14 protein-coding genes are annotated in these 15048 nt (G+C 64.0%); 7 read left to right on the forward strand and 7 right to left on the reverse strand.

Going from position 1 to position 15048, the window contains the following annotated elements; translation table 11 throughout:
- Window positions 1-110: 110 nt before the first annotated feature.
- The 3 genes from EL2594_RS07660 to smpB all read right to left on the reverse strand — a co-directional run bounded on the left by EL2594_RS07660 (window position 111) and on the right by smpB (window position 3783).
- Window positions 111-2555, reverse strand: coding sequence for a response regulator (locus EL2594_RS07660; protein ID WP_011414473.1), 2445 nt, complete (start codon window positions 2553-2555; stop codon window positions 111-113).
- A complete protein-coding gene (locus EL2594_RS07665; protein WP_011414474.1) occupies window positions 2552-3142 on the reverse strand; it encodes a DUF2062 domain-containing protein in 591 nt (196 codons plus the stop codon). The genes EL2594_RS07660 and EL2594_RS07665 overlap by 4 nt, the downstream gene beginning before the upstream one ends.
- Window positions 3143-3300: 158 nt before the next feature.
- The gene (gene smpB, locus EL2594_RS07670) at window positions 3301-3783 is read right to left on the reverse strand and encodes an SsrA-binding protein SmpB (RefSeq protein ID WP_011414475.1); all 483 of its coding nucleotides are present in this window, start codon (window positions 3781-3783) and stop codon (window positions 3301-3303) included.
- A gap of 142 nt (window positions 3784-3925) precedes the next feature.
- Between smpB and EL2594_RS07675 the strand changes: the two genes are divergently transcribed.
- A complete protein-coding gene (locus EL2594_RS07675) occupies window positions 3926-4987 on the forward strand; it encodes a succinylglutamate desuccinylase/aspartoacylase family protein (RefSeq protein ID WP_011414476.1) in 1062 nt (353 codons plus the stop codon).
- Here the strand turns inward: EL2594_RS07675 and EL2594_RS07680 are convergent.
- Complete coding sequence (locus tag EL2594_RS07680; protein WP_011414477.1) at window positions 4984-5478, reverse strand: hypothetical protein; 495 nt, start codon at window positions 5476-5478, stop codon at window positions 4984-4986. The two genes, EL2594_RS07675 and EL2594_RS07680, sit on opposite strands and share 4 nt — an antisense overlap.
- A gap of 13 nt (window positions 5479-5491) precedes the next feature.
- Window positions 5492-6373: a 4-hydroxy-tetrahydrodipicolinate synthase gene (gene dapA / locus EL2594_RS07685; RefSeq protein WP_011414478.1), complete on the reverse strand. Its 882-nt coding sequence runs from the start codon at window positions 6371-6373 to the stop codon at window positions 5492-5494.
- Between the two features lie 101 nt (window positions 6374-6474).
- On the opposite strand from dapA, the gene EL2594_RS07690 reads away from it, so the two are divergent.
- Genes EL2594_RS07690 through EL2594_RS07700 form a run of 3 tightly spaced genes read left to right on the forward strand, consistent with a single transcriptional unit; the run spans window position 6475 to window position 9391 of the window.
- Window positions 6475-8424 (forward strand): lytic transglycosylase domain-containing protein, encoded by a 1950-nt coding sequence (locus EL2594_RS07690; RefSeq protein ID WP_041685189.1) that lies wholly within the window; start codon window positions 6475-6477, stop codon window positions 8422-8424.
- Window positions 8425-8433: 9 nt separating this feature from the next.
- Window positions 8434-8913 carry a GreA/GreB family elongation factor gene (locus EL2594_RS07695; RefSeq protein WP_011414480.1) on the forward strand — a complete coding sequence of 160 codons (480 nt, stop codon included), beginning with the start codon at window positions 8434-8436 and terminating at the stop codon, window positions 8911-8913.
- Complete coding sequence (locus tag EL2594_RS07700) at window positions 8906-9391, forward strand: invasion associated locus B family protein (protein WP_011414481.1); 486 nt, start codon at window positions 8906-8908, stop codon at window positions 9389-9391. Before EL2594_RS07695 ends, EL2594_RS07700 begins: the two co-directional genes overlap by 8 nt.
- 75 nt (window positions 9392-9466) lie before the next feature.
- Here the strand turns inward: EL2594_RS07700 and EL2594_RS07705 are convergent, their stop codons facing one another.
- Window positions 9467-10138, reverse strand: coding sequence for an outer membrane protein (locus EL2594_RS07705; protein WP_011414482.1), 672 nt, complete (start codon window positions 10136-10138; stop codon window positions 9467-9469).
- A gap of 257 nt (window positions 10139-10395) precedes the next feature.
- Here EL2594_RS07705 and rlmN point away from each other — a divergent pair, with 257 nt between their 5' ends.
- From rlmN to EL2594_RS07720, 3 genes are read left to right on the forward strand one after another with little or no spacing between them, the layout of a single operon-like run.
- The gene (gene rlmN / locus EL2594_RS07710; RefSeq protein ID WP_011414483.1) at window positions 10396-11652 is read left to right on the forward strand and encodes a 23S rRNA (adenine(2503)-C(2))-methyltransferase RlmN; all 1257 of its coding nucleotides are present in this window, start codon (window positions 10396-10398) and stop codon (window positions 11650-11652) included.
- A gap of 49 nt (window positions 11653-11701) precedes the next feature.
- Window positions 11702-12658 carry an acyl-CoA thioester hydrolase/BAAT C-terminal domain-containing protein gene (locus EL2594_RS07715; RefSeq protein ID WP_011414484.1) on the forward strand — a complete coding sequence of 319 codons (957 nt, stop codon included), beginning with the start codon at window positions 11702-11704 and terminating at the stop codon, window positions 12656-12658.
- Window positions 12659-12662: 4 nt separating this feature from the next.
- A complete protein-coding gene (locus EL2594_RS07720) occupies window positions 12663-13253 on the forward strand; it encodes a class I SAM-dependent methyltransferase (RefSeq protein WP_011414485.1) in 591 nt (196 codons plus the stop codon).
- On the opposite strand, the gene EL2594_RS07725 is transcribed toward EL2594_RS07720, so the two are convergent.
- Window positions 13237-14868: a hypothetical protein gene (locus EL2594_RS07725; RefSeq protein ID WP_011414486.1), complete on the reverse strand. Its 1632-nt coding sequence runs from the start codon at window positions 14866-14868 to the stop codon at window positions 13237-13239. The two genes, EL2594_RS07720 and EL2594_RS07725, sit on opposite strands and share 17 nt — an antisense overlap.
- Window positions 14869-15048: the final 180 nt, after the last annotated feature.

Consider the following 15048-nt stretch of genomic DNA (forward strand, 5'->3'; position numbering starts at 1 on the left):
TATCGACACACATCATGTATCGCTTTTGTTCTGGTGGAACAAGGGGGGAACGAAATTTTTTCTCTGTATCGGATCAAACAGGTCGGCCGCAGGCGACGGCCGCTTGTGCTCTAGCGCGTCTTTGCACCCAGCACTTCCGCGACTTTCTGCGAGATCTGTTGCACGCTGAAGGGTTTGGGAAGGAAGTGCATATTGTGGATGTCGATATCCTTGCGCAGTTGTTCCTCGGCATAGCCCGACATGAACAGGATCGGGATGTCGGGCGCGACCTTGCGAATCGCGCGCGCCATTGCCGGGCCATCCATCCCCGGCATCACGACATCGGAGACGACGAGATCGAATGCACCGCCATTGGCGATCGCCGCAAAGCCCATTTCACCGTCGGCGCAAGAGGTTACCGTATGGCCTGCCCGCGTCAGCGCGCGCTCGGCCACGGTGCGAACCATGTCCTCGTCTTCGACCAGCAGAAGCCGTGCTCCTCCCGACCACTCGCTGGCAGGAGGCGCGTCTTCTTCGCGGGCGGCTTGCGGTACCTCGCCATGATGCACCGGTAGATAGATCGTAAAACGCGCGCCGGTGGCCTTGCCGCCCGGCCCGGCCACATTGTCGGCAAAGATGAAGCCGCCCGATTGCTTGACGATCCCGTAAACCGTCGAGAGGCCCAGCCCCGTGCCTTTCCCCTGCTCCTTGGTCGTAAAAAACGGCTCGAAGATTTTCGGCAGCACATCTTCCGGAATGCCACCTCCCGTGTCCTGCACGATCAGCGCGGTATAGTCCGCCAGCGGCAGGATGTCGGAGCCCATACCGCGCACGTCCCTGGCCGATACGCGCCGCGTCGCCATCGTCAGGCGTCCGTTGGCCACGCCATGAGACTGGATCGCATCGCGGGCATTGACCGCGAGGTTGATGATGACCTGTTCCAGCTGGCGCGGATCGGCGCGGACAGGGCCGAGGTCGCGATCATGACGGACGCTGAACTCGATCTTCTCGCCGACGAGCCGCTTGAGAAGCTGGTGCACTTCGCTCACGACGTCGGGCAGTTGCAGCACTTCGGGCCGCAATGTCTGCTGGCGGCTGAAGGCAAGCAATTGCCGCGTCAGGCTGGCGGCGCGATTGGAATTGGCGAGGATCTGCTGGATATCGTCGTAATCGCTGTCGCCGGGCGTGTGGCGCAGCAGCATGAGATCGCAATAGCCGATGATCGCGGTCAGAACATTGTTGAAGTCATGCGCGACGCCGCCGGCGAGCTGGCCGACCGCCTGCATCTTGGTCGCCTGCGCGACCTGACGCTTGAGCCTGGTCTCTTCCGTGCTGTCGGCGAGGCTGAGCAAAACCGCCGCATCGCCGAGGCCGCGCACGCCCGAGAGGCCGAGCGAGACCGGTTCTTCGGGCGCCGTGCGCAGGCGCACCGCCATATCCCCGCTGTTGGCGGGGCCCTTCGCATACCGCCGCACCGCGTCGGCAAGCGCGCTCTTGTCCTCCTTTACCACAAGATCGGACGGATATTGCGGCAGGCCCTGCTCCTCGCGCTCGATCGCGCGCAGGAAGCTCGGATTGGCGAACAGGAAGCGTCCGTCGCGGTCGGTCATGGCCAACCCGAGTGGCAAAGCGCCGACCAGCGCCTCCAGTTGCGGCGTAGCATTGCTCGCGCCAGGTTCCTCTGCCGCGCCCATGGCGATGCCCTGCTCCATCAGCAGCATCAGCGAAGGTGCCGCATCGGCGCTCGCACCGGCGGGATCGTCCGGATCGTTGAGTGGGACATGGACCAGCGCATGCGGCGTGCCGCGCTTGCCTTCGCGCGCGAAATAGATGCGATCCTTTTCGTCGCTGCGCAGCAAGGTTACGAATTCCCGGCCTGCCAGCGTCGCCTTGGGATCGCCCGTTGCGCGCTCGGCGAACCCGGGACTTGCCGCATTGACCGTTCCATCGGGCGCAATCAGCACGCTCTCGACCCCGGCGCGGGACAGCATCGCGCCAAGCACGCCGGTCAGCTGGGATGCGAGCGAGCCGGTCGCATCGTCGGCGACCAGCGAAGCGAAGCGCCAAACCAGGTAATCGTCGCCGCGCCCGGCGCGCTGCGCCTCCACGTGCCAGCTGCGCGCACCGTCGGCACTGGCGACCGACCCGACCGATGCCGTGCCGTCTCGCCAGGCCTCGCGCGCGACGCGGGTGAGTGCTTCGAGCGAAGGCTGGTCCACGCTGAGATTGGGCGGTGCCTTGCCGACACCCAGCTGCTCCGCGAACAGCGAGCTGGCACAGACAAGGCGGTTGGCGCGGTCCGTAATCGCCACCGCCACATCGGGCCGTTCGATCGCCGCGACGGTGACCGACCAGTCGGGCGGGGCAAGCTCGGCCTCGCCCGCTTCGTTACGCACCCGCGCCAAGGTGAATACCAGGGCCAACAGGGTCGCCAGCCCGCCGGCATAGGCGACCGTCAGCAATGCCAGCCCGCTGAGAGCCCAAACGGCCCCGATGCTCACCAGCAGCGCGGCACCGAGGATCAGCCAGAAAGGTGGTATGCGGGCAGCTGCGCTCTCTGCGTCGAAGCCCTTCATCCGCGGCCAGCCTGCAGCCGTTCGTCGAGCCGCTGCTCCATCTGGCGCAGCCGCTTGGCGCGCTTGGCGTGGACGCGGCGGGTCCACCACCAGCTGGCGATGACATAGCCAAGAGCGGCGCTGACGATGGCCAGGACGAGGAAACCGAACACCGTCACCCCGGCGGTTTCGAAGAAACCGCTGAACGTGCGCCAGCTTTCGCTCTGCATCTGCCCTTCGATCATCGCTCCGCCGACCTCGCGGTCGATATCGAGTACGATTGTCCCGACCCGATTGGCCACGACGGCCCAAAACGGAATCGTAAAAGGGTTGGTGACGAAGGTTACCAGTGCGGCCAGCGGGACGTTTGCCCGCGCCGGCAGGGCCATGAAGGCAGCAAGGAATATCTGCCCAAGCGGTACGATGAAGGCACAGAAGAGCCCCAGCGCGACACCCCGCGGAACCGAGCGCCGCGTGAAACGCCACAGTTCCGGGCTGAGAAAGCGATGGGCGATCGGTGCCAGATACTTGTTCTCGGCCATTTCCTCGCGCGAGGGCATGTGGCGTCGAAACCAGTCGGCCAGGAAAGTCTTGCGCTTGGTGCTCATCGGACTGCCCCGCCCATGCGCCCGGGACGGGCATTTCGCAAGTGCGGGAGACAGGTTTCCGACGAAGCGATCATGGTTAGCGATATGGGTAGCAGGGGCAAAATGGCCAGAGGGTGAATCGTGGGTCGAAATACGGCGCTATTCTTGCCGGCGGCCCATCAGCCCTTGTCGCGCATGATCCGCGCCTTGTCGCGCTTCCAGTCGCGATCCTTGATGTACTCGCGCTTGTCCTGCGCCTGCCGGCCCTTGGCGAGCGCGAGCTCGACCTTCGCTCGGCCGCGGGAATTGAAATATATGCTCAGCGGCACCAGCGTCATGCCCTTTCGCTCGACCGCACCGAGCAACCGCTCGATCTCGCGATTGTGCAGCAGCAGCTTGCGCGGACGGCGCGGCTGGTGGTTCAAGCGATTGCCGTGGCTGTATTCCGGGATGTTGGCATTGATCAGCCACGCTTCGCCATCCCTCACTTCGGCATAGCTTTCCGCGATCGAGGCCTCGCCGGCGCGCAGGGCCTTCACTTCGGTTCCCTGCAACGCGATCCCGGCTTCGAACTTGTCCTCGACCGCGTAATCGAACCGTGCGCGCCGGTTCTCGGCGACGGTCTTCTGCTTATCGAAGGTTTCAGGTTTGGGGCGTGCCATAAGGCGCTGGCATGTAGGCGCTTCGCCCGATCAGGAAAAGGGCCGCTATGCGCGGATTTCGGAAACACGCATTTGCAGCGACGGGGACTTGCGCGCTAGATCGGCCGGAACGACGCACCGCGTTGCAGGGGCATACTTCCACATGGGCCATTCCAGTTTCATCATCGGCGACCAGGCCGTGCGACCGGGAACGTCCGCGATCGTCCACCTGCCGATCACCACAATGGCGACCGGCATCAATTCGACGCTGGGTGTGCAGGTGCTGCATGGCGCGACCGAAGGCCCCGCCGTCTTCGTGAGCGGCGCCGTCCATGGCGACGAGATCATCGGCAGCGCCATAGCGCAGAGACTGAGTGCCGAAATCGACCCGCGGGAGCTGGCCGGTACGCTCCTACTGGTGCCGGTGGCCAACATATTCGGCTTCCTCAACCGCAGCCGCTACCTGCCCGACCGGCGCGACCTCAATCGATCCTTTCCCGGGAACAGCAGCGGTTCTTTGGCCAGCCAGTTGGCGCAGGTCTTCCTCACCGAGGTGATCGAACGCTGTACGCTCGGCATCGATATCCACTCGGCCGCCATCCACCGCTACAACCTGCCGCAAATCCGATTGGCCGAAGGCAATCGCCGCTTGATGGAACTTGCCGAAGCCTTCGGACCGCAGGTCATCATCGAAGCGCCACTGCGAGCCGGTTCGATGCGCGGTTTGGCGGCGGAGCGCGGGATCGACATGCTTTTGCTTGAAGCCGGCGAAGGTCTGCGGTTCGACCCGCTTTCGATCGAGACCGGGGTGGTCGGCATCAAGCGGGTGCTGGCGCACGAAGGGCTGATCGGCGATTCGGTGGCGCTCGACAAGGTTTCCAAGTCCGCCCACGCGAAGAAAACCGTCTGGCTGCGTGCGCCGCGCGGCGGCGTCCTTCATGCCGACAAGACCTCGGGCAATGCGGTGCACGAAGGCGATGTGCTGGCGACGGTTTCCGGATTGTTTGGTGAGGACGGTCAAGAGATCGTGAGCCCGGTCGATGGCATCGTCATCGGCCATGCCACCCTGCCCGTCGTCCATCAGGGCGATGCCCTGTTCCATGTCGCAAAGATCGCCGACCCGCTGCGCGCCAGCGACCGGATCGAGACTATCGCCGACGCGCTGCTCTCCGGCGACGACGACGACCCGTCCGAACCATTGATGGACGAGGATGAGGTAGGTTAGTCTTTCCGACCGGTCAGGAGTCTATAAACGCGCTTCCAGAACCGTGCCTCGGCCAACATCAGCTTGACGATTACAGGAGGTATCCCCTGCTCGATCAAGCGGTCTTCCTGCGGGGCCTCGCCGTAGAGATAGCGTATCAGCGCCACGAAGGCGGCCAGTTCGATGGCGATGATCAATGGCAGCGCCGTCCAGCGCAGCCATCCGAGCCAGGGCAGGATTTCCCCGCTTCCATCCGGCATCAACCAGGCGGCAAATGCGATGCCTGCGGCACCGATACCCAGAGATCGCAAGATCGCGGCCTTCAGCGGCACACGGGTGCGAAGGTAGGCGAAATACAGCAGCGGCAGGAACAGACCGAAGTCAAACAGGTAGATTCGCTCGGTCAGTCGCGGGTCGACTTCAGTCGGAGTGCCGGCGGAAACCTGCCAGGCGGCGAGCAACCACAGCGGCAGGAGCCAGTAGAACCAATACTCTTTGACGATATTCGTCATTGTCGCCCCACGATTAAATCAACCCGGCATGCTCCAGCGCTTCGTCCACCGCCTTGCGCGACGCCTCGCTGGCCGAAACGATCGGCAGGCGGACTTCGTCGGTGAATTCTTCCATCACCCGGCTGAGCGCATATTTGACCGGCGCGGGCGAAGCGTCGCTGAACATCGCGTAGTGGAGCGGGAACAGGCGGTCGTTAAGTTCGCGCGCTCTCGCCAGTTCGTTGGCGGCAATCGCGGAATGAAACTCAGCGCACAAGGCCGGGGCGACATTGGCCGTGACCGATATTGCGCCCGAACCGCCGGCCGCCGAATGCGGCAGCCACAATTCGTCATTGCCCGACAGCTGGCAGAAGTCGCGCCCGATCCCCATGCGGTGGTCGGCGACGCGCGATAGGTCGCCGCTGGCATCCTTTATGGCGACGATCCGGTCCGGATATTTGGTCACCAGTTCGACGACGGTTTCGTCTTCTATATCGGTCACCGTGCGGCTCGGCACGTTGTAAAGAACGATCGGCAGGTCGCTGTTTTCGGCGAGGAAACTGAAATGCGCGATCAGGCCAGCCTGGCTCGGACGGTTGTAGTAAGGCGCGACGCACAGCCCCGCAGCCGCGCCCGCTTTCTTGGAGAAATTCATGTGCAGCAGTGCGTTGCGCGTGTCGTTGCTGCCGCACCCCGCGATCACCGGCACGCGGCCCGCCGCCTGTTCGATGCAGACCTCGATAACGCGGTGATGCTCGGCATTGGAAAGCGTCGAAGCCTCGCCCGTCGTCCCGCAGGGCACCAACGCGCTGGAGCCGCTTTCAATCTGCCAGTCGACCAGCCGCCGGAACGTGGCCTCGTCGAACGCTCCATCGCGAAAAGGAGTCGCAAGGGCGGGAATAGAGCCCGAAAACATTAAAAGCGGTCCTTCCTGAGCAATCTGGGATATAGTATTATCCTCGACCGTTATGATGGTGAGGATTTCATTCAGTGCCTGATAAGGAGAGCTTGGCCAGAATGTCCAGCATGACACGTATTCCCTTTTTAGCCGTAGCGCTTCTCGCAACCACTTCGCTCAACCCCCCGGCCATGGCGCAGGACGCCGCCAGCTGGGACCGTGCGCGCTCCAGTCTCGTGGCCGCGCAGCCGAGCCGGATGGCGCAGGTGATCGACCGCTGGGATTATCTCATAGGGCAGGATAATCTCTCGTTCGACCAATATGCCGGTTTCGTCCTCGCCTATCCCGACTTTCCACAGGCCGACCGGCTGCGCGTCCGTGCCGAGGAAGCGCTCGACGATGAGCCGATCGGACCCGAACGGCTGGTTGCTTATTTCGACCAGAACCCGCCGCTGACCAATACCGCGCGCGGGCGCTATGCGCTGGCGCTGGCCAATGTCGGTCGCCCCGAAGCCGCCGAGGAAGCGCGCAAGGCGTGGCGCGGCGGCACCATGAGCGGGCCGTCAGAAGCCTACCTGATGGGGCTATACGGCAGCCGCTTCACCCAGGCCGATCACGATGCGCGGATGAACGCGCTACTGTGGCAACGCAACGCCGAGGCCGCCGTGCGCCAGATCAACAACGTCTCGCCTGCAGAGCGCGCCGGCTTCATGGCACGGCTCTCGCTGATCCAGGATACGGCGCCCTCCAGCATCGGCCTGTCCGCACCCTCCGGCGCACGCAGCGATGCTGGCTATGTCTACAACCTTGCGCGTTATTACCGCACCAACCGCAATCTTCCCGCGGCGATCGACTTGCTCGTCAATCGCCCGCAGTTCGATGCGCCCGCGCTCGATCCTGAGGTGATGATCGGCGAAATGCTGCGCATCGCGCAAGGTGCCGGGTCCGATCCCGCCATTCGCATCGCCTCCAAGGTGGACGACATTTTTCCGGCCGGGGCCGATATCAGCGGCATGTCCTACCGCCTGCGCGACGATTACACTTCGCTGATGTGGCTCGGCGGGACCAAGGCGCTGTGGAACCTCGCCGACGGTTCGCGCGCCGCGCCCCTCTTCTATCGCTACGGTGCCGCCGCACGCACGCCGCCGACGCGGTCGAAAGGTTTCTACTGGGCAGGCCTCGCCGCGGAGCAGGCCGGGCAAACGTCGGAGGCTCGACGCTATTTCGAAATGGCGGCGGGCTACCCCGATCGCTATTATGGCCAGCTCGCGCTCGGCAAGCTCGGCCGCGACCCTCAACTGGCAAACAAGGCCGTGCCCGAGCCGAGTTTCGAACAGCGCGCCGCGTTCGAGAACGCCTCGCTGACGCGCGCCGTCAGGGAGGTCGCCCGCGGCGCGCCCTGGCGCACCGGCATCCGCTTCTACCAGGAAATCGCCCAGAGCGCCGATACGCCCGAGGAACACGCGCTGCGCGCCGAACTGGCCCGCGAGATCGGCCGGCGGGACCTGGCCGTCAATGTCGCCGAGGCCGCCGGTGCCGACGGGCTCAACCAGTTCGTAGCGCAGGGTTTCCCGCGCTTGCAGACGCCGCCGGGCGTCGACTGGACCATGGTCCACGCGATCAGCCGGCAGGAAAGCCAGTTCGCCGAAAACGCCATCAGCCACGCCGGTGCGCGCGGGTTGATGCAGCTGATGCCGGGCACTGCGCGCGAACAGGCGGGCAAGCTCGGCATGAGCTACATGCAGGCCAACCTGATCGAAAGCCCCAGCTACAACATCCAGCTCGGCAATGGCTATTTCGCGCGGATGATGGACTATTACGGCGGGGCCTACCCGCTCGCCATCGCCGCCTACAACGCCGGGCCGGGCAACGTGAACAAATGGCTGCGCTCCAATGGCGACCCGCGCCGGGGCGATATCGATTACGTGACGTGGATCGAGCGGATCCCGATCTTCGAGACCAAGAATTACGTCACACGCGTGATCGAGAATGCCGCCGTGTACGAGCATCTCTATCCCGACAACGCCCCCATGGGCCGCCCGCGCATGGCACGGGACTTCCTGCGGTAGTCACTACTCATGTCGCAGCCGAGCCATCCCATCACGCCCGGCGGCTATGCTGCGCTGAAGGCACGCTACGACCGTTTGCTCGGCACCGAGCGGCCCGAGATTGTCGAGATCGTCAGCTGGGCGGCGGGCAATGGCGATCGCAGCGAGAATGGCGACTATATCTATGGTCGTAAAAGAATGCGCGAGATCGACCGCGAGCTTGCCCATCTCGCGCGGCGCATGAAGCATGCCCGCGTAATCGAGCCCTCCGAACAGCCCGACAAGGACCGCGCCTTCTTCGGTGCCACGCTGACGCTGGCGGACGAAGACGATGCCCGGAAAACCGTCACGCTGGTCGGCGACGACGAGCAGGATGCCAGCGCCGGAAAGATCGGCTGGTCGAGCCCGCTCGCCCGCGCACTCAGGGGTGCGCGTGTCGGGGATCTTCGCACCGTGCACCTTCCTTCGGGCGAGAGAGAATGGGAAGTGATGGCGATCGCCTATGCATAAGCTGTTGCCCTTTGTCGCCCTGCTCGCCTTCGCCGAACCTGTCGCAGCCAAGGATTCGCTCGGCGTGTTCGGCGAATGGGGTGCATTTCGCGATCCGCAGGTGCCGCGCTGCTATGCCATCGCCAAGCCTGCGGCGAGCCGCCTGCGCCGCGATTACGAGCCCTTCGCGAGCGTCGGCACCTGGCCCCGCCGCAATATTCGCGGCCAAGTGCATTTCCGCATGTCACGCGAAATCGACGGGGATCGGCCCATCACCCTGACTATCAACGACCGTCGCTTCACCCTGACCGGCGGCGGCGGCGACGCCTGGGCGAAGGACCAGGCGATGGACGCCGCCATCGTCGCCGCAATGCGCTCGGGCGCGCGGATGGTGGTGGGTGCGACGGGAACCAACGGCAGGCGGTTTTCCAACAGCTACGACCTCGACGGCGCAGCGACCGCACTCGACGCCGCCACTGTGGGCTGCGCACAGCGGTAAGATGCACTGGCCGCATATACGAACGGCCGGGATCGCCCCGACCGTTCGCGTGTACTGCGGTATGCAAGCTATACGTTAGAACCGCACACCCAATCCGACGCTGACCTGGTGACGGTCAAGGTCGACGTCGAAGCGATCGCTATCGGGCAGCGTGCCATCGAAATCGACTTCCGCCCGCGAATAGTTCGAATAGCGGTATTCGGCATTCACGAACATGTTCCGGTTGATGGCGTACTCCAAGCCGCCGCCGACACGGTATCCGTCGAGATCGTAATCGGTGTCGAATTTGGTCGTGCCGTCGTTCGAGCGGATATTGAGCTTGGCATTGGTATAACCGCCTTTGACGTAGGCCAGCGCCTGGTCGCCGATTTTGGCACCGACGCGCGCACCGAGATAGAGATCGCGGTCGGCCGAGACGTTGCCGAAGCCGAAGCCTTCGAAATCGCCATTGTCGAAATCGGTATCGGCGGTGGACCATGCGAATTCGGCTTCGGGGCCGATCACGACCGGGCCGAGATCGACGTCGTAGCCGACCGCTGCACCGTAGATCACGCCTTCGGCGGACTGGTCGTTGTTGGGGTTACCGTCGTCGTCAACGCTGCTGCCGGCCTTGATATTGTCGTAGCCCGTCACCGCCTGCACGCGTGCACCGGTGAAGGGGGAATCATTTTGGACCGTCTGCGCCAGCGCCGGGGAGGCGGTGGCCATTGCGGTTCCTGCGAGAATGAGTGCGACTGCCTTGTTCATTGTACTACTCCATTTTCACAACGCGATTCTTGCCGCGTGGACCCCTTCAATGAGCAAATGGAGGGCGAAGTTTCATGAACCTGAAACAACAAGAATATGTTGCTTCTGAGTAACATTGTTGCGCCGAGATGCATCCTGCGGGCGACGAAAATCCGGAACCGTCGGCCACTTCGAGACTTGGCGCGCGGGGCGCGCGTCCCCCGCGCCACCGGATCATCTGGATTTACCGGCTGGCCGCGCCTATATGCGCGCCTCCCATGGCCGATACGTCTCTCATGCCGATCCCCGGACAGGTGGATCCCGTTCCCGCGCCGCGTGACATCACACCGCGCGCCGATGGTCGTGTCGACCTGATGGGCCTGCCCAAGGCGCGCATACAGGAATTGTTCGCGGAGGCCGGACTCGACGCCAAGCAGGCCAAGCTTCGCAGCAAGCAGGTCTATCACTGGCTCTATCATCGCGGCGTGACCGATTTCGAAGCGATGACCGATATCGCCAAGACCATGCGCCCATGGCTGGCCGAGCGCTTTATCGTCGGGCGGCCCAATGTGGTCGAGGCGCAGCATTCGACCGACGGCACACGCAAGTGGCTGCTGCAGACCGACGACGGCCACGATTTCGAGATGGTGTTCATCCCCGATGCCGATCGCGGAACACTGTGCGTTTCGAGCCAGGTCGGCTGCACGCTCAATTGTCGCTTCTGCCACACCGGCACGATGCGGCTGGTGCGCAACCTGACGCCGGGCGAGATCGTCGGCCAGGTCATGCTCGCGCGCGATGCGCTCGGCGAATGGCCCAAAGGCCGGATGGACGGGCTCGACGATGTCGAGGACACCGGTCACTATTCAGCCGACGGCCGCCTGCTCACCAATATCGTGATGATGGGCATGGGCGAGCCGCTGTACAATTTCGACAATGTTCGCGACGCGCTCAAGCTGGTCATGGACGGTGAAGGGCTCGCTTTGTCGAAGCGCCGCATTACGCTTTCGACCAGCGGCGTCGTTCCCATGATGGAGCGCTGCGGCGAGGAGATCGGCGTAAACCTCGCCGTCTCGCTGCACGCCGTCACCAAGGACATCCGCGACGAGATCGTACCGATCAACAAGAAATACGGCATCGAGGAATTGCTGCAGGCCTGCGCCGACTATCCCGGCGCGTCGAATGCCCGCCGCATCACCTTCGAATATGTCATGCTCAAGGACAAAAACGACACCGACGAGCATGCGCGCGAACTGGTGCGGCTGCTCAAGCAGTACAATCTGCCGGCAAAGGTGAACCTGATCCCCTTCAACCCCTGGCCCGGCGCGGCCTATGAATGCTCGACGCCGGAGCGAATCAGGGCTTTCAGCAATATCGTCTTCGAAGGCGGCATCAGCGCCCCGGTCCGCACGCCGCGCGGGCGCGATATCGACGCGGCCTGCGGGCAGCTCAAGACCGCCGCCCAGAAAAAGAGCCGCGCCGAGCGTGATCGAGAAGCGGCAGCCGAAGCGGAGGCCGCTGCATCCCAAGCTTGATCGGTTGCGTATCTCCCTTATCCAAACAATGACGTGGGGAGACGTTGCCATGAAAATTCGACACCTGACCGCTGCCATCGCGCTCGCAATAGTTGCGCCCATCCCTGCTTCTGCCGAGCCTGTCGCGCCGACCGAGATCATCGTCGGCCAAGACATGCCGGGAGCTTTCTTCGCGGTGCCGGAGGGCACCGGCCCCTTCCCCGCGATCATCCTGCTGGGCGGCAGCGAAGGAGGTGACAGTACGGCGCGCCGCATGGCGCCACGCTTCCTCGCCCAAGGTTATGCAATCTTTGGCCTGCCATACTATTCGCCTGCATGGGGCGATCGCGAGCAGCAATTTCCCGCACTGTCAGACGCTTTCGATGGCATTGCTATCGAGAAAGCAGAAATGGCGCGCGCTTGGCTCGCAGAACGCGACGAAGTGCGCGCAGACGACATCGGAATCTGGGGTGTTTCCAAGGGCGGCGAATTCGCGCTGCTGGCCGGTTCCTATCTGGATGGTTTTGCCGCCATCGCAGCGATCGTTCCGAGCGATGTCGTGTGGGAAGGCTGGGGTCCGGGCCGCGAGTCTGGCACAGTCAGTTCCTTCAGTTGGCAGGGCGAACCACTTCCCTTCGTGCCCTATGAAGGCATGGCAGAGGAGTTCGCCAATCCAACGGGCCCAAATGGACGCGCGCGACTGCGGCTGCCGCATGACAGGGGTCGCAACGCAAACCCTGATCGGGCCGTTGCCGCGCGCATCCCGGTCGAGCGGATCGATGAACCGGTCTTGGTTGCGGGCGGCGATGCCGACCTGGTCTGGAATTCGGGCGAAATGGCACAGATCGTCGCCGAGCGCCGGGCCGCCGCGGGTCTGCCGACCGTATCGCTGATATTCACCGATGCAGGCCACAGCCTGAGCGGAGACGGTACGCCCAACCCATATTCGAATGACGAAGAGTTGTCCGCGCAAAGGATCGTCTGGCCCGCGACGCTCGAGTTCTTCGCGACATATCTCAAAGACTGAGGATATGCCCGCCGATCCCGCCACGATTGCATTTTACCAAGAGCGGGCGCCGCATTACACATTGAGCTTCGGGCAAGCGCCCAGTCGCCATCTCGATGCCTTCCTCGACCGCTTAAGGTCGAGCGCGCACATTCTCGAGCTGGGCTGCGGCGGCGGGCGCGACTCGAGGCATATCATCGAGCGCGGTTTCGATCTCGATGCGACCGACGGGGTCGCGGCCATGGCGCGCAAGGCGAACGAGCGCTGGAATGTCGGCGCCCGGGTCATGCGCTTCGACCAGCTCGATGCCGAGGCCGAATACGATGCCGTATGGGCCCATGCCTGCCTGCTGCACGTCGCCCGCGCCGACCTGCCCGGCATCCTCGCGGCAATCCACCGCGCTCTGCGGCCCGGCGGCTGGCACTTCGCCAATTTCAAACTTGGCGATGGGGAGGGCCGTGACCTGCTTGGTCGCCTGCACAACTTCCCCTCGCCCGAATGGCTGGAAACCGCCTATCGCGCTGCGGGCTTCGCCATTGAAGCGACCGATATTTATCCCGGCGAAGCCGCCGACGGCACCCAGCGCGACTGGATGGCGCTCACTCTGCGGCGTTGACAGGTTCTGCAAATACCTCGCTCGGCGGCGTGATATCGGGCCATTGCTCAAGCTCGATCCGCACCGGCTCGTAGGTCTCGATCCGGCCCTTCTCCTTGAGCAGGCGCACGATCACAGGATCATAGCGCAACTGGCCCTTCAGCCCCTCGTCGCGCCGTTCGCTCGGGCTCAGATGCGCGGCGAAACTCGGTTGCAGGTAGCCAAGCGCGAGCCGATAATTCGACCCGCGCAAGTTCGTGGCGATCGCCCGCTGCGCGGCGTCGAAGCGGCCGATCTGCATCATGGTCTGGGCGTAGAGCGCTGGCAGGTCGCGCGCCAAAGTCTCGAACGCCTTCAGTGCCGGCTCCTCGTCGCTCAAGCGCCCGAGCAGGTGCAGCGCCCGCACCTTGACTGCCAGCATCTGCGCCCGCGCATTAAGCGCCATCTCGCGCTCGTCCAGTTCGGCAATCGCCGGTTCGATCGTCTCGAGCGCTTCCTGCAGACGCCCGCTTTCGAGCAGGAACTGCGCATAGTTGGCCGAGGCATTCAGCTTGATCGTGCTGTCCATGCCGGAAAATGCCCGGATCGCCTGCCGGTAGAGCGCATCCGCCTTGTTTGCCTGACCATTGACGAGATGCGCCTTGGCAATCGGCGACACCCAAAAGGCAAAACCCAACGGTGCATTCCCGGCGTCGGCACTGGCTGCAAAGGCCCGCTCGAGCTCGTTGCCATAGCGCGCCAGAACGGCCTGCGGATCGCCGTAGGCCACCGCCTGGCGCAGGAATACGCCGCCAGTTGCGCCATCGCGCGTTGTCGCCGCGTCCCTACCGATCTGGCCGACGTAATCCGCCACGCGTTCGGTCAAGGTCTCGGGCGACATGTCGATGGCGGGCCAGAACGCGCTATATTGCGCATCCGCCCGGATCGATTGCAGCGCCGACGGGTCGGCTACCTTGGCCAGCGCCGCGCGGGCAACGTCCTCGCGTTCGGGATCCTCCGCCGCGTTGGTGAAGATGGCGTAGTTCATGCCGGAGGCGCGCGCGGCCGATCCCGGATCGTAGCCGATGCGTTCGAGCGCAAGGAACAGCGCCGCTTGCGTGTCGAGCCGACCGATCGCCTCCAGATTGCCGCTGACGGCATCGAGCGTATAACCATCGAGCAGCCGCGCCGCCTGCGGCTCGGTCGCCGCCAGTTCCATCCACAAACGAGCCGCCGCGACGGCTTCGGACCCGAAAGAGAGCGCATCGATGGCCAGCATGCGCAGCGGAAGGGTTTGCGGATAGGTCTCGATCAAGTGTTCGAATTCGGCGCGCGCTTCGTCGTCGCGACCGACGCCGGCAAGGGTGCGCGCCCGTTCGCCCGCGACAAAGGCATATGCGCCCGAAGGTTTGCGCAGGTCCGCAAGCACAGTCTCGAGTGCCGTCAGTTTTTTCGCCTGGTCGGTCTGCAGCAAAGCGCTGCGCACTTGGGGCCGCATCGCCGCATTCGGGCCGGTGAAAATCGATTGGAGCAACCGGTCGAGTCCGTCTTCGCCGCGCACCTCGATTGGCGGCGCTTCCTGCGCGACGAGCGACACGGGCGACAGGGCAGCAGCGAAAATCAGCGCTACGGCGCAGATGGAGGGAAAGGAATTCAAGCGACGCACTCCCGAGGCAAGCACATTGGAGGACGGGCACTGATGATACCGATTCGCAAACTCCCACGCCCGGCAATCCGCACCTAAGTGCCTATAGATGCAGCACTTCGCAGGAGAAAACCATTTATGTCGATGCAGTCGATTTGCTTGACGAGCTTTACGCGTATGGCAGGGGTGCCT

This window comes from Erythrobacter litoralis HTCC2594 (genome assembly GCF_000013005.1).
In the GTDB taxonomy this organism is placed as follows: domain Bacteria; phylum Pseudomonadota; class Alphaproteobacteria; order Sphingomonadales; family Sphingomonadaceae; genus Parerythrobacter; species Parerythrobacter litoralis_A.

Excerpts from the sequence above, each read along its gene's own strand:
- EL2594_RS07660 (WP_011414473.1), bottom strand. The coding sequence starts at position 2,555 with ATGAAGGGCTTCGACGCAGAGAGCGCAGCTGCCCGCATACCACCTTTC.
- EL2594_RS07665 (WP_011414474.1), bottom strand. The coding sequence starts at position 3,142 with ATGAGCACCAAGCGCAAGACTTTCCTGGCCGACTGGTTTCGACGCCAC.
- smpB (WP_011414475.1), bottom strand. The coding sequence starts at position 3,783 with ATGGCACGCCCCAAACCTGAAACCTTCGATAAGCAGAAGACCGTCGCC.
- EL2594_RS07675 (WP_011414476.1), top strand. The coding sequence starts at position 3,926 with ATGGGCCATTCCAGTTTCATCATCGGCGACCAGGCCGTGCGACCGGGA.
- EL2594_RS07680 (WP_011414477.1), bottom strand. The coding sequence starts at position 5,478 with ATGACGAATATCGTCAAAGAGTATTGGTTCTACTGGCTCCTGCCGCTG.
- dapA (WP_011414478.1), bottom strand. The coding sequence starts at position 6,373 with ATGTTTTCGGGCTCTATTCCCGCCCTTGCGACTCCTTTTCGCGATGGA.
- EL2594_RS07690 (WP_041685189.1), top strand. The coding sequence starts at position 6,475 with ATGTCCAGCATGACACGTATTCCCTTTTTAGCCGTAGCGCTTCTCGCA.
- EL2594_RS07695 (WP_011414480.1), top strand. The coding sequence starts at position 8,434 with ATGTCGCAGCCGAGCCATCCCATCACGCCCGGCGGCTATGCTGCGCTG.
- EL2594_RS07700 (WP_011414481.1), top strand. The coding sequence starts at position 8,906 with ATGCATAAGCTGTTGCCCTTTGTCGCCCTGCTCGCCTTCGCCGAACCT.
- EL2594_RS07705 (WP_011414482.1), bottom strand. The coding sequence starts at position 10,138 with ATGAACAAGGCAGTCGCACTCATTCTCGCAGGAACCGCAATGGCCACC.
- rlmN (WP_011414483.1), top strand. The coding sequence starts at position 10,396 with ATGGCCGATACGTCTCTCATGCCGATCCCCGGACAGGTGGATCCCGTT.
- EL2594_RS07715 (WP_011414484.1), top strand. The coding sequence starts at position 11,702 with ATGAAAATTCGACACCTGACCGCTGCCATCGCGCTCGCAATAGTTGCG.
- EL2594_RS07720 (WP_011414485.1), top strand. The coding sequence starts at position 12,663 with ATGCCCGCCGATCCCGCCACGATTGCATTTTACCAAGAGCGGGCGCCG.